Origin of the sequence: Exiguobacterium sp. s128 (assembly GCF_018618815.1) — a bacterium.
Lineage (GTDB): Bacteria > Bacillota > Bacilli > Exiguobacteriales > Exiguobacteriaceae > Exiguobacterium_A > Exiguobacterium_A antarcticum.
In genome coordinates this window covers 160,727-174,515 of record NZ_JACSMT010000001.1, presented here as the reverse complement: position 1 = coordinate 174,515, position 13,789 = coordinate 160,727, and the positions used below count along the sequence as shown (strand labels likewise).

The 13,789-nt window shown below is 45.9% G+C and carries 13 protein-coding genes; 9 read left to right on the top strand and 4 right to left on the bottom strand.

The genetic code is table 11. From position 1 onward, the window contains the following. The 8 genes from KNQ13_RS00860 to trxA all read left to right on the top strand — a co-directional run bounded on the left by KNQ13_RS00860 (position 1) and on the right by trxA (position 8,675). Positions 1 to 2,367, top strand: a complete 2,367-nt coding sequence (locus KNQ13_RS00860) for an endonuclease MutS2 (protein WP_014970958.1) — start codon at positions 1 to 3, stop codon at positions 2,365 to 2,367. A 10-nt stretch (positions 2,368 to 2,377) separates the two neighbouring features. Next, positions 2,378 to 2,785, top strand: a complete 408-nt coding sequence (locus KNQ13_RS00855) for a DUF350 domain-containing protein (RefSeq protein ID WP_014970957.1) — start codon at positions 2,378 to 2,380, stop codon at positions 2,783 to 2,785. 185 nt (positions 2,786 to 2,970) lie between these two features. Further along, on the top strand, positions 2,971 to 3,864 hold the full coding sequence (locus KNQ13_RS00850) for a YitT family protein (RefSeq protein ID WP_014970956.1): 894 nt from the start codon (positions 2,971 to 2,973) through the stop codon (positions 3,862 to 3,864). Between the two features lie 175 nt (positions 3,865 to 4,039). Then, entirely contained in the window at positions 4,040 to 5,713 is a 1,674-nt protein-coding gene (locus KNQ13_RS00845; RefSeq protein ID WP_014970955.1) for an AMP-binding protein, read from the top strand. Positions 5,714 to 5,784: 71 nt separating this feature from the next. Then, positions 5,785 to 6,363 (top strand): fatty acid metabolism transcriptional regulator FadR, encoded by a 579-nt coding sequence (locus KNQ13_RS00840; RefSeq protein ID WP_026829979.1) that lies wholly within the window; start codon positions 5,785 to 5,787, stop codon positions 6,361 to 6,363. A gap of 81 nt (positions 6,364 to 6,444) precedes the next feature. Further along, a complete protein-coding gene (locus KNQ13_RS00835) occupies positions 6,445 to 7,218 on the top strand; it encodes an electron transfer flavoprotein subunit beta/FixA family protein (protein WP_014970954.1) in 774 nt (257 codons plus the stop codon). Between the two features lie 14 nt (positions 7,219 to 7,232). Beyond that, a complete protein-coding gene (locus tag KNQ13_RS00830; RefSeq protein ID WP_014970953.1) occupies positions 7,233 to 8,195 on the top strand; it encodes an electron transfer flavoprotein subunit alpha/FixB family protein in 963 nt (320 codons plus the stop codon). A 3-nt stretch (positions 8,196 to 8,198) separates the two neighbouring features. Continuing rightward, complete coding sequence (gene trxA / locus KNQ13_RS00825; RefSeq protein WP_256439754.1) at positions 8,199 to 8,675, top strand: thioredoxin; 477 nt, start codon at positions 8,199 to 8,201, stop codon at positions 8,673 to 8,675. Between the two features lie 69 nt (positions 8,676 to 8,744). On the opposite strand, the gene KNQ13_RS00820 is transcribed toward trxA, so the two are convergent. Both KNQ13_RS00820 and KNQ13_RS00815 read right to left on the bottom strand, forming a co-directional pair. Further along, positions 8,745 to 9,122: a VOC family protein gene (locus KNQ13_RS00820; RefSeq protein ID WP_026829978.1), complete on the bottom strand. Its 378-nt coding sequence runs from the start codon at positions 9,120 to 9,122 to the stop codon at positions 8,745 to 8,747. A 20-nt stretch (positions 9,123 to 9,142) separates the two neighbouring features. Next, positions 9,143 to 10,465: a dihydrolipoyl dehydrogenase family protein gene (locus tag KNQ13_RS00815; protein ID WP_026829977.1), complete on the bottom strand. Its 1,323-nt coding sequence runs from the start codon at positions 10,463 to 10,465 to the stop codon at positions 9,143 to 9,145. An 82-nt stretch (positions 10,466 to 10,547) separates the two neighbouring features. Between KNQ13_RS00815 and uvrC the strand changes: the two genes are divergently transcribed. After that, a complete protein-coding gene (gene uvrC / locus KNQ13_RS00810; protein WP_026829976.1) occupies positions 10,548 to 12,332 on the top strand; it encodes an excinuclease ABC subunit UvrC in 1,785 nt (594 codons plus the stop codon). A gap of 133 nt (positions 12,333 to 12,465) precedes the next feature. Here uvrC and KNQ13_RS00805 read toward each other — a convergent pair whose 3' ends face one another. Further along, the gene (locus tag KNQ13_RS00805; RefSeq protein ID WP_014970950.1) at positions 12,466 to 13,080 is read right to left on the bottom strand and encodes a PH domain-containing protein; all 615 of its coding nucleotides are present in this window, start codon (positions 13,078 to 13,080) and stop codon (positions 12,466 to 12,468) included. A 108-nt stretch (positions 13,081 to 13,188) separates the two neighbouring features. Beyond that, entirely contained in the window at positions 13,189 to 13,608 is a 420-nt protein-coding gene (locus KNQ13_RS00800) for a YslB family protein (protein WP_026829975.1), read from the bottom strand. Between the last annotated feature and the right edge of the window lie 181 nt (positions 13,609 to 13,789).

The following is a 13,789-nucleotide window of genomic DNA, read 5'->3' as shown; positions in this document are numbered from 1 at the left end:
ATGAATGCCAATGCACTACGTGTATTAGAATACGATAAATTAAAAGAATTAATCGCCAAACAGACGGCAAGTTCTCTCGGGGCACAATTCGTGCGCAAGATGGAGCCGGCAGAAGACTTCGAACAAGTGAAGTCGTTATTAGCCTTGACGACAGAAGCGACGACGGTCTATCGATTACGCGATCGGTATCCATTTGGCGGACTGACGGATGTTCGTAGTGAAGTGAAGCGGGCTGAAATCGGTTCTGTGTTATCAACGAGCGAACTGCTTGCCGTCGCGGATGTCGTCTATTCGGGTCGACAAGTCAAAGCCTTTCAGGAACGACTGCATGAAGACCATCCCGATCTCCGACTACCAGCTCTCGATAGTCGGATCGATCAGATTACGAAACTCGTCGAAATCGAGCAGGGAATCCGTCATGCGATTGACGATCAAGGAACGGTCCAGGATTCAGCGAGCGACAAGCTACGCGCTTTACGGAGCCAGTTACGCTCACTTGAAGGACAAGTCCGTTCGAAAATTGATGGGGTATTACGCAGTAAGTCGAAGATGTTATCCGATGCGATCGTCACGATGCGAAATGACCGATACTGTGTACCTGTCAAACAGGAATATCGGCAAGCTTTTGGCGGAATCGTCCATGACCAATCCGCATCTGGCGCCACCCTGTTCATCGAGCCACAAGCCGTCGTTGCGGCTAATAATGAAATACAAGAAGCACGTCTCAAAGAACGCGCCGAAATCGAGCGGATTTTAGCACAACTTTCGGCACTCGTCGGATCAGTTGGCGATTCGTTGCGGATTAACGTCGACGTCTTGGCAGAACTGGATTTCATCATGGCGAAAGCATTGTACGGACATACGATTCGTGCCGTTGAACCAAAACTAAATGAAAATCGTCATATCGTCTTGAAAGAAGCACGGCACCCATTCATCCCGGATGATGAAGTCGTACCGATTACGGTCTCGCTCGGCGGTGAATTTACGTCACTTGTCATTACGGGACCGAACACCGGCGGGAAAACCGTCACTTTGAAGACGATTGGTTTACTTCAATTGATGGTCCAATCGGGATTATATGTCCCGGCAGCAGATGAGACGGAACTCAGTGTCTTTGACGCTATTTATGCGGATATCGGAGACGAACAATCGATTGAACAAAATCTCTCGACGTTTAGTTCGCATATGACGAATATCGTCTCGATGATGGGGAAAATTGATTTCATGAGTCTGGTCTTGTTTGATGAGCTGGGTGCAGGAACGGATCCGACAGAAGGAGCCGCGCTTGCGATTGCGATTTTGGATGAAGTCAAACGGCGTGGCGCGCGTGTGGCTGCGACGACCCATTATTCTGAACTGAAAGCGTATGGCTATAACCGGGAAGGTGTCGTCAACGCCTCGATGGAGTTTGACGTCGAGTCGTTAAGTCCGACCTATCGTTTGCTGATTGGTGTCCCGGGTCGCTCGAACGCCTTTGAGATTTCGAAACGACTTGGTTTGGATGACCGGGTCATCAGCGCAGCACGAGATCAAGTCGGAAGCGATGCACAATCGGTCGAAACGATGATTGGTCGACTTGAGGAAGCCAAACAACGAGCAGAGACGTTGGAACGGGAGTTGCTTCAAGAACAAAAACGGTTAGTTCAGGAACGCGAAGAATTCGAACAGGAACAAGCTGAAATCCATCAAGAAAAAAATGAAATTTTAGCAAAAGCCGAAGAAAAAGCAACACGTGCCGTCGAACGGGCTCAAAAAGAAGCAGAAGCCGTCATCAAACGCTTAAAAGAGTTGCGGGATGCGGGTGCAGTGAAAGAACACGAACTGATTGAAGCGCGTAAACAGCTCGAGCAGGCAAAACCTTCCCTGCAAGATCAACGAATCGCGAAGGTGAAGGCGAAGTCGAACCAAACACCTGTTTTTGCAAAAGGTGAAGAAGTGAAAGTCACGACGTTTAATCAAAAAGGGTATATCATCAATCAAAACTCGAATGGTGAGTATACGGTCCAAGTCGGCATCATGAAGGTGAACGTCAAACCAAGCGATCTCGCGAAAGTCGGCGAAGTGAAATCGGCTTCGAAAACAAAAAAACGTGCTGGTGGAACAAGTGTAACCAAACAATCAGCCGCATCGGCCGAACTGGATTTACGAGGTGTTCGTGTAGAGGAGGGGCTCGCGAAGCTCGACCGCTTCATGGACCAGGCATTGCTGTCGAATTATGAACAGATTCGTGTCATTCATGGACTAGGCACAGGTGCGATGCGTCAAGGAGTTCAGGAGTATCTGCGTGGAAACCGTCATGTGAAGACACATCGTCTAGGTGGTCAAGGTGAAGGTGGACACGGTGTCACAATCATCGAATTGAAATGAGGCGCGTTAGGTGAATATTTTTGAAAACGTCTATGTCTACACGACAGCTTTATATTCGGTCGCCGGACTACTCATCATCATGGGACTAGCACTTTTTGAGTTGACAACCCGGTACCGAAACTGGGAACATATCAAGAGTGGAAACATTGCTGTTGCCTTGGCGACAGGTGGAAAAATCATTGGTCTTGCGAACATCGTTCATTTTACCGTCCAAAGTGAACAGCGTGTCGGAGCGATTTTCTTAGAGAGTGCGTTTGGATTTCTATTGCTGATTTCGACGTACTGGATCTTCGAATTTCTGACACCGAATCTGCCGGTCGACCGGGAAATCGAAAAAGGAAATATCGCTGTTGGGATCATTTCCTGTTCGTTATCGATTGGGATGTCTTATGTGATTGGTTCAGCGTTAGTGGGGTGAGCACGTGTTAGAACGATTAGCAAAAATCATGTTCGGTGTATCGATTGCCTTTTTAGTCGTTGGTATAATCTGGATATTCATGAATTAAAAGAACTGGCTGCGCCAAGTGATTATTCCGTACTGAGAACGATTCAGTGCGGAATTTTTATTGAGAAACAAGAATGGAACACGAAGGAGGAAACGACATGAACGTAAAAAAAACCAATACAAATGAAATACGGCGTCGTGCTTTTGAAGCGATGCAACTCATTTCCTGGAAAGATATTTTTTGGATCATCATCGGTTCGGCTATTTTAGCATTTGGCATCAACTACTTTACGATTCCGAATGACTTATCAGAAGGTGGACTCATCGGGATCACCGTCATCTTTTATTATCTCTATGGATGGAATACAGGTCTCGTCTCTCTGATTTCGAATGCGCTCCTATTCATTATCGGCTATCAGTTCTTAAGCCGGAAAACGATGCTCTATTCCGCCATCTCCGTTGCGACGACATCATTTGTCTTGTCGTCCACCGCGTCACTTGCGACGACGTCAGATAATCGATTGATTGGGACGATCTATGCCGGGATTTTGATTGGTCTTGGCATCGGGCTTGTCATTCGAGCAGGTGGTACGACCGGCGGCGGTGTCATCATCGCACGGTTGATGAACAAGTACTTGAACTTAGGCATTGCCGTATCGATGTTCATCATCGATGTCACAGTCGTCGGTGCTTCCGGATTCTTGTTTGGAGAAGAGACGATGCTTTATACGTTGATTGCGATCATCATCGGCTCTTATCTGATTGATCTTGTGAGCGAAGGACTAAATGTCCGCGAAGCCGTTACGATCATCAGCCACCGTCAAGAAGAGATTGCGACGATCCTGACGGAAACATTAGGGCGAAGTGCGACGGTCATTCATAGCCATGGTCACTTCACGAAACAAAAAAACGATATGTTGTATATGATCGTCGATAAACGCCAGCTGGCTCCGCTCAAACAAATCGTCGAGGCGGCAGATCCACGTGCCTTCGTCGTCATTCATAAAGTACGGGAAGTGATTGGTGAAGGATTCACATATCCATCACGTTAAGTGACCGATCAGGAAAACCATTGTCGTCATCACCGGCAGTGGTTTTTTTGTACTTGAATCAAACGACCTGAACTTGGAAAAAACTGAAAACTTTTTTGAATCAAGACTAGCCGCTACAGGCGGAATGCACGTATAATAAAAATGAATAGTAATTCAGTCACAAGGAGGGAATGGAATGGATTCAGTATGGCTAAAGGATTATCCAGAACAGGTACCTGCATCAATCGACTATCGTGAGGTGCCACTTTATCAAGCGTTAGAGGAGGCAGCTGACGATTTTCCAGAACGTCGTGCCCTTAGTTTTCTCGGTAAACGGATGACTTTTCAGGAAGTGCGACAAGAAGCACGTCGTTTTGCACACGTCTTACAGGAAGCTGGACTCGAAAAAGGAGATCGTGTTGGTTTGATGTTACCGAACTGTCCGCAGTATATGATCAGTTATTATGCTGTGTTGTACGCAGGCGGAACGGTCGTTCAAGTCAATCCGCTCTATACGGACCGGGAACTGGAACAAATTCTTGTCGACTCGGGTGCCAAGATTCTTGTGACACTGGATTTACTGTATCCAAAAGCATCACGCGTCAAAGCGGTGACTGCATTACAAACCGTTGTCACGACCAGTATTGCTGACTATCTTCCTTTCCCCAAAAATAAGCTGTATCCGATCAAATCCCGGAAAGACAACAATATCATCATCGATACGACGGGATCGATTCCTTTTTTATCGCATCGTGGACACGAATCCATCGAGCCGGTAGAAATCAATCCAAAAGAAGACATCGCAGTGTTACAATATACCGGTGGAACGACCGGAGCCCCAAAAGGAGTCATGTTGACACATTTTAATTTGAGTGCGAACGTCGAACAAATCAGCCGCTGGTTTTATAAATATTCGCGTGGTGATGGACGGAAATTATTGGCCGTTGTCCCTTATTTCCATGTCTACGGCATGACGTGTAATCTGAATTTCGGGATGTTTAATGCCTATGAACAAATCATCTTACCGAAATTTGATATTGAACAAGTCTTAAAGGCAATTGATAAAGAAAAACCAAACTTATTCCCAGGGGCACCGACGATGTATGTTGGACTCCTGAATCATCCGAAACTGAAAAAATATGACTTGTCGTCGATTGAAGCCTGTATCTCCGGATCAGCGCCGTTACCAGTCGAAGTGCAAGAAAAGTTTGAACAGGTGACGGGTGGACGAATTGTCGAAGGGTATGGATTATCAGAGACAAGTCCGGTCACACACACGAATTGCATTTGGGACAAACGTGTTCCCGGAACAGTTGGCATTCCTGTTCCGGATACGATTGCGAAAATCGTTCAAGGTGACGGTGAGACCGCGGCAGCACCTGGAGAGATTGGTGAAATTCTCGTTCGAGGTCCGCAAGTCATGAAAGGGTACTGGAAGCGTCCTGAAGATACGCAAGCCGTCTTACGTGACGGGTGGCTGCATACGGGCGATCTTGGTTATGTCGGAGAAGATCATTACTTCCGAATCGTCGACCGGAAAAAAGATTTAATCATCGCCTCTGGTTTCAACATCTATCCACGAGAAGTCGAAGAAATTCTATACGAACATCCAGCCGTCAAAGAAGCTGTTGTGATTGGAGTGCCGGACGCGTATCGAGGAGAGACGGTAAAAGCGTTTATCGTGCTCAAAGATGATGGTACAGTGACGGAAGAAGAACTCGATCAGTTTTGCCGGAAAAGTCTTGCTTCTTTCAAAGTTCCGAAACAGTATGAGTTCAGACAAGAACTCCCGAAAACGTTTGTCGGGAAAATTCTGCGCCGTGTCCTGATTGAAGAAGAACGGGCAAAACAGCTGGAAGAAAGCAGTTGACAGCTCAAAAAGACATGATAGAATAAATATGAATGAACCATCATTCATTTTATGTGTTAGGAGATAGCCTTATGAAAAGAACGATGTCTAAGAGTGATCGCATCATTGATGCTGCGGTGAAAGTCATCGCAAAAAATGGGTACCACGGTGCCAAGGTGACAGCGATTGCGAAAGAAGCAGGGGTAGCGGACGGAACGATTTATCTTTACTTTAAAAACAAGGAACATCTGTTGATATCATTGTTTCAAGCAAAGATGGGCAGTTTCATCGAATATTCGGAAGCGCAAATTGCGCATCACCAGTCGGCGACACAACAGTTAGCCGCACTGATTGAAGCACACCTCGAGCAACTATCGGTCGATTATGACTTAGCGGTCGTCACGCAAATTGAGTTACGGCAATCAAATCAGGAGATGCGCCACAATATCGCAACGGTCCTCAAACCTTACTTGCATTTGATTGATCGTGTCATCCGGAATGGGATGGAGTCGGGCGAATTTTCTCAGACACTCGACTATCGATTAGGGAGACAGATGGTATTTGGAACGATTGACGAAGTCGTGACAAGTTGGATGGCAAGTGGTTTTAAATATGACTTGCTCGAAACGCGTCACGGGATTCATCAGATGTTAATCAAAGGGCTGAGTTAAGCCCTTTTCATGACATTCTTTTTGTAAGCGGATACAAAAAATGATGGTGGTCTATAGAAGTCGATAGAGGGGGAACGAAAGATGGAAATCTATGTCTTATTAAAACGCACATTTGATACGGAAGAAGCAATTCAGCTCGAAAATGGTCAAATCGAAGAGGATGGGGCGGAATTTATCATCAATCCCTATGATGAGTATGCGGTAGAAGAAGCAATCCGTGTGCGCGATGCACATTCCGGAACAGTGACCGTCGTGACGGTCGGACCAGAAGATGCGGACAAAGAACTCCGGACGGCACTTGCGATGGGGGCAGATCAAGCAGTTCGCATCTCGATTGAGGATGACATCGAAGAAGCCGATCATTTTTCGATTTCAGAAGTTTTGGCCGGATATCTTAAAGAACAGACGGTTGACTTAATCATTGCGGGGAATGTAGCGGTTGACGGCGGAAGCGGACAAGTGGCGCCACGTGTCGCGGAGTTGCTTGATATTCCGTATGTCACGACCATCACGAAGCTTGAGTTAACCGGAACGGATGCTGTCGTCACACGGGACGCAGAAGGGGACACGGAAGTCATCAAAACGTCTTTACCGTTACTCGTAACGGCGCAACAAGGATTAAATGAACCACGTTATCCAAGTCTTCCGGGCATCATGAAAGCCAAAAAGAAACCACTCGAAGAACTCGAATTGTCTGATCTTGAGTTAGACGAAGAAGAGTTGGCACCACGTCTCGAAACGATTGAACGTTTTTTACCGCCGAACAAAGCAGCCGGTAAAATTCTTGAAGGCGATCTGTCGACGCAAGTCCAGGAACTCGCTTCACTATTACGTAACGAAGCAAAAGTTGTTTAAGGGGGAAACACGATATGTCAAAAGCACTTGTACTTGCAGAATCACGTGACGGTAATTTACGGAATGTTTCATTTGAAGCGATCGCGGCAGCAAACCTAGTAGCAGATGAAGTCGTTGTTGCTCTAATCGGACAAAACGTAGCGGCAGATGCAACGCAACTCGCGACGCGCGGTGCTCATCAGGTACTGGTCGTTGAAGACGAACGGTTACAGCACTACACGCCAGACGGTTACGGACAGGTTTTCCTGCAACTGATCGAACGGGTTTCACCTGACGTCATCGTCTTCGGACATACGTCGCTCGGAAAAGACCTTTCACCAAAAATCGCGGCGAAACTTCAAGCCGGGTTGATCAGTGATGTGACATCAATCGAAGGAACCGGGACGGACGCACAGTTCATCCGCCCGATTTATTCAGGAAAAGCATTTGAGAAAGTGAAAGTCACAGAAGGAAAAACCCTCTTTACGGTCCGTCCGAACAACATCGAGCCACTTGCTGAAGGAGCTTCGCAAGGGACGGTCGAGGCGGTGACGGTCGAACTGAAGGATTTACGGACAATCGTTTCAGAAGTGGTACGAAAAGCAACGGGTGGCGTCGACTTATCGGAAGCAAAAGTCATCGTTGCCGGTGGGCGAGGCGTCAAAAGTTCAGATGGATTTGCGCCATTACAAGAACTCGCAGACTTACTTGGCGGAGCAGTCGGAGCATCACGTGGTGCCTGTGACGCTGACTACTGTGATTACGCGTTGCAAATCGGTCAAACCGGTAAAGTCGTCACACCGGATCTTTATATTGCCTGTGGTATTTCTGGAGCGATTCAACATTTAGCCGGTATGTCGAATGCAAAAGTCATCGTCGCGATCAACAAGGATCCGGAAGCAAACATCTTCTCCGTTGCAGACTATGGAATCGTCGGTGACTTGTTCGATGTCGTTCCGTTATTGACAGCAGAGTTCAAAAAGATGCTTGTGCATTAAGAGATGAAAAAGGAAGCGAAGAGTAACTTCTTTGCTTCTTTTTTGTCCAATGATTTTGTCTTGAGCAGTTTCGTTTGTTGTCAGGTAGGGCTGTGCTATACTCAAGTCAGTAAAAAGATTGCTTTGACAGACAAGTCAAGACAATCTAAAAATAGGAGGTTATTTTCAATGGCAATCGTACACGCAACTAGCCAATCATTTAAAGAAGATACACAAGAAGGTCTCGTTCTCGTAGATTTCTGGGCAACATGGTGCGGCCCTTGCCGCATGCTCGCTCCAGTTCTCGAAGAGCTTGATGCCGATATGCAGAACGTAAAAATCGTTAAAGTTGATGTTGACGCTAACCCAGAAGTGGCTGGAGCTTTCCAAGTGCAAAGTATCCCAACACTCGTCTTATTCAAAGACGGTCAACCGGTCAACAAAACAATGGGCTTCATGCCAAAAGACGCATTAAAAGAATTCGTTGAAACATCTAGCTAATTCTGAAATCGATAGAACAAAGATGGCATTCCGTCAATTGGCGGAATGCCATCTTTTTGTCTCGTCGTCTTACGAAAGCGGAGAACAAAGTTCGATCAAATGACCATCGGGATCAAGCACATAGGCAACGGTTTGTCCCCACGGTTTTTCCGTCGGCGGCAAAATCGTTTCATGACCGGCAGCTCGGATCGTCTCGTACAAGGAAACGACATCATCGGTCACGAAACCAAGTTCAATCGATTGTTGCCCGGTTTTATCCGGTATCTCATAGGGAACCATGGAGCGAACGTCTTCTTTTGTATTAAAAGCAAGAATTGTCGGACCGGTCTCGAATTCCGTATAACTCCCATGTTCGGCTTTGATCGGAAGACCAAGCAGATCATGATAAAACAAGCGAGTTTTTACCGGATTTGTGATGTAAAGTATCGTATATCCATAATGCACCATATAGCTAGTCTCCTTTTCAATCAGTCTTCGAGTAGCGACGCGATGTCTGAGGCCGGGGTGGGATAAGCGAAACTCGTTTTCTGAAGAGCAGAGCTCGGAATCCGGTGCTGCATGGCAAATGAAAAATAATTAGCGAGTTCTGCCGCGTGGACACCAATGAAATGCGCGCCAAGAATTTGATCGTCTTCCCCGATTAAGACTTTTGCCCGTGCGAAGGGGTCTTTGATCCGCACATTCGTCTGCCAGCTGGATGTATCAATCAGCTTTCCCCGATAGCGAATGTTATGTTGCTGCAAGCTAGCTTCAGTCTGACCTACTTTTGCCAAATTTGGAGTAGTAAAGACGATACTCGGAACAGGGAGCAGTTCAAGTGTACGTGTGTTGCCTTCAAGCATGTTACAGGCAGCGAGACGTCCCTCGGTTCCGGCGAAAGGGGTCAAGGCAGGATTTCCGCTGACAGCGACGTCACCAGCGGCATAGATATGCGGCGCTGACGATTGTAAGTAATCATTGACCCGGATGCCTTTTTCTTCAAAAGTCACACCAGCTCGTTCTAGATGTAAATGATCGATGCTTGCCACACGACCGGTCGCGTTTAAGACGACGTCTGCCTCGATGTGTGTCCCGTTTGATAAGACGAGTGTCGTATCAGAATAAGAGACCACTTCTGTTTCACGAAGGATTTGAATGCCGAGGGCTTTCGTAGCCTCTAACAATACCGTGACGAGCTCCTGCTCAAATTGTTTGAGTGCGCTAGACCGTAACAGAATGGTGACTTCAGCACCCGCGATTCGAGCGAGATGCGCAAATTCAAAGGAAATATAACCACCACCGATACAGACGAGTCGACGTGGAACATCGCGTAATTCTAAAAATTCATTACTGTTTAAAAATCGTTCGCCACCCGGGATGGATAATTCACGGGGACGAAGACCGGTCGCAATCAAAAATTGCTCCGCCTCTAACTCGATATCCTCGACAAGGAGTTTCGTATTCGATAAGAAGCGGGGTTCACCATGGTAATAGTCAATTCCAAGATCGTCATACCGATTTCGCGTTTGTTCCGGAATCGCACGTGTATACTCATTTTTTCGTTCCATCAATTGGCGCCAGTCGATGGAAATCAAACCCTTTAGACCGTATCCGAGTAACCGTTCGACGGCATCTTTTGTTTCGCTGCCCGTCAATAGAATTTTTTTAGCATCGCAACCACGTTGTGAGCATGTGCCCCCAGGTGTGAAATTTTCAATAATCGCGACTCGGAGCCCTTTTTCAGCAAATTTATAAGCGGCCTGGTTTCCGGCTGCTCCTGTTCCTATTACAATGCAATCATATGTACGCATTTTTTATCCCCCATATGTCATAATCAATGTAAGATATTTACCCTATAACGTAAAACTAAAAACGGTGAAAGGAGACATTTTTGTGAGTCATCGAGAACATATTAAGGCGAAACTATCCCTTTTACCTGATGAACCAGGCTGTTATTTGCATAAAAACCAATTTGGCGAAGTCATTTATGTCGGAAAAGCGAAAAATTTAAAGAATCGTGTCCGGTCGTATTTCACGGGAGCGCATGACTTAAAAACAGAACGTCTCGTTGCAGATATCCGTGATTTTGAATACATCATCACCGGAAGCGAACTGGAAGCATTATTGCTTGAGATGACTTTGATTAAGAAACATGACCCGAAATATAACATCATGTTAAAGGATGATAAGTCCTATCCGTATTTAAAGATTACGAATGAGACGTACCCACGACTGATCACAACCCGGAAATTACGAAAAGACGGTGGGCATTACTTTGGTCCATATCCGAATGCGTATGCGGCAAATGAAACAAAACGTCTACTTGATCGGTTGTACCCCCTCCGTAAGTGTCAGCCGATGCCGAAAAAGATCTGTCTCTATTATCATATCGGTCAATGCCTAGGTCCGTGCGAAGTTCCGAATCTAGAAGAGGAACAAAAAGCGATCGTGTCCGAAATTCGCCGTTTCCTGTCTGGTGAAACAAAAGAACTGGTCCAGTCGCTTCAAGAAAAGATGAGTGGGGCAGCGGAAGCGATGGAATTTGAACGTGCCGGCGAATTACGTGACCAAATCCGAGCGATTGAGTCGATCATGAATAAACAGAACATGATTACAGCTGATTTGACGTCTCGAGATGTCTTTGGTATTTATGTCGACAAAGGTTGGATATGTGTCCAAGTCTTCTTCCTGCGTGGCGGAAAAATGATTGAACGTGACGTATCGCTGTTTCCGATTTACGGGACAGCCGCAGAAGAACTTGAAAGTTTCATCGTTCAGTTTTATGAAAAAAACATCAAACCGAGTGAAATCTATGTACCGCCACTCGTCAATCAGATGCTGTTGAAAGAAGCACTTGATTTACGTGTCCATGTTCCGGTGCGTGGTTCAAAACGGAAGCTGCTCGACTTAGCGACGAAAAATGCTGAGAATGCGATTGGAGAACGTTTCGAATTGATTGCCCGTGATGAAAAGAAAACCGTTCAGGCAGTTCAAGAATTAGCAGACGCGATTGATGTACATCCCTTATCACGAATCGAAATCATCGATAACGCTAATATCCAAGGGGCGGACGCTGTATCGGCGCTCGTCGTCTTTGAAGACGGGAAACCGCTCAAGAAAGAGTATCGGAAATTTAAGATCAAGACGGTCAAGGGACCAGACGATTATGAATCGATGCGAGAAATCGTCAGGCGGCGTTATCGTCGTTTGTTACTCGAAGGTGCCCGTCTACCGGATCTCGTCTTAATCGATGGTGGATTAGGTCAACTCAATGCCGCACTTGAAGTGATTCAAGATGAGCTTGGTTTATCCCTGCCCGTCGGTTCGTTGAAAAAAGATGATAAACACCGGACGAGTCAACTGCTGTTTGGGGAGGGAGGGCGGTTGATCGAACTGCATCCGCGTTCGAGTGCGTTTTATTTGCTGCAACGGATGCAAGACGAGGTCCACCGGTTTGCGATCACGTTCCACCGTTCGTTACGCTCGAAGGGAATGACCCGGTCACTGCTGGACGATATTCCCGGCGTCGGACCAAAACGACGCCAACAATTGATTCGTCATTTCGGTTCGATGCGTAGTTTGAAAAAAGCCAACATCGAACAGTTGACGGAAGCGGGATTACCTGTGAAGTTGGCAGAAACCGTTGCCGAGTACCTCAGTCAGACGAATGAAGAATGATGAAGAATAAACGTGGGGTCAGTCGGAAATCATAAATAATAAAAGAAACGTGTTGTTCATTTGCCTGAAGACAGCGAATGAACAACACGTATTTTTGTGAGAACTTCACCGGGTTACCGATTCGTTGACAACGTTAATTATTGATGTATTTTTCATAGTAGGAACCGAAATCTCTTTGATTCCATTGATAATAATGTCCTTGGAGCCAGTTGAACGACTCTTGCGACAGATCCTTAAACGTTTGTGGCACGTTCATGTCGCCTTGACGGAGACCACCAAGAATCGTGACGGAATGATTGAGTGAGCTGTTTGCGAACTCGAGCATCTTTTGTCCCTCGTATTGTTTTTCGGCAATGGCGAGAAGCGCTTTATAGAGATCCTTCACATGCTCGAGCTGTTTTTTATCGACATCGATCGAATAATGTTTTCCGCCAATCTCGAATTTGATTTCAACATCAAGGTCGACGGTCCCAGCCGTTTCGAACATGACATGACGAATCGGATAATGAGCATAGGGGTAACGATAGAGAACACGTTTTGAACTGACTGCACTTTCGCCATCGAGATGAACAAGCGCTAAATTCGTAAAACAGTATTCATCTGTTTTCGATTTGATTAAAAAATAAATTTTTTCACCGTCTTCGTGTAAGACGTAATCATCGGCGGCTGCCTTGTCAAAATCGTCAGGGTGAATCACTTGCCCAATATCACTGAATCCTGTTAAGTCGGCTGCTAGTTTCTTGAACATAAAAATTCCTCCTTTGATGAATGTAATCAATTACTGATACGGCAATCAAACGAAAAAGGTTTCACGTTTCAAGAATTCGCCGTCCGGATTCAAATTCCTGTTTTGATTTTAAAGTGATCCGTCAAGTGGATCTTTTGGATCAATCTCAATCGTGATGTGCACTTGATTCTTAATTGATTCCGCGTATCCTTCAGCTACACATCCGTTTATTTTTGAAAACTGTTCAGCTAAAAACCCGGCTTCTAGCTGAAAATAACCTACCGGACGTTCCGTTCGTATTGATTCAGGTGGTATTAAGATAAAGGTTAATGACGTTCCTTTTTGTTTTTTTAATTCCAACTGTCCCCAACCCGCCTCATGGAAAAACGGGGCAACTTCTTCAGCGCTAAAAACTGGGAATTCACGTGCCAGACGTTTTCCTGCCCAGTAGATGACATGGCGATAATCTGTTCCTAATAAGTCCGTCAACACATAGTCGCGAATCAACTCGATTCCGAATGTGGAAGAGGGGTGTGGTACCAAATCCATCATCAATCACTCCTATCTCTGAAACTATTATAGCGAGGTAATTCTTATGGGTCATTGTTTTCCTGAAAAAATTTGCAGTTATTTGCAGTTAAATGCAACAGCTCGGGTTGTCTTATAAAAAGGACAGGAGTAGAATAAGTGATGAAAAGACGAATTTCCTTATGAAAGCGCTTTTCTACCA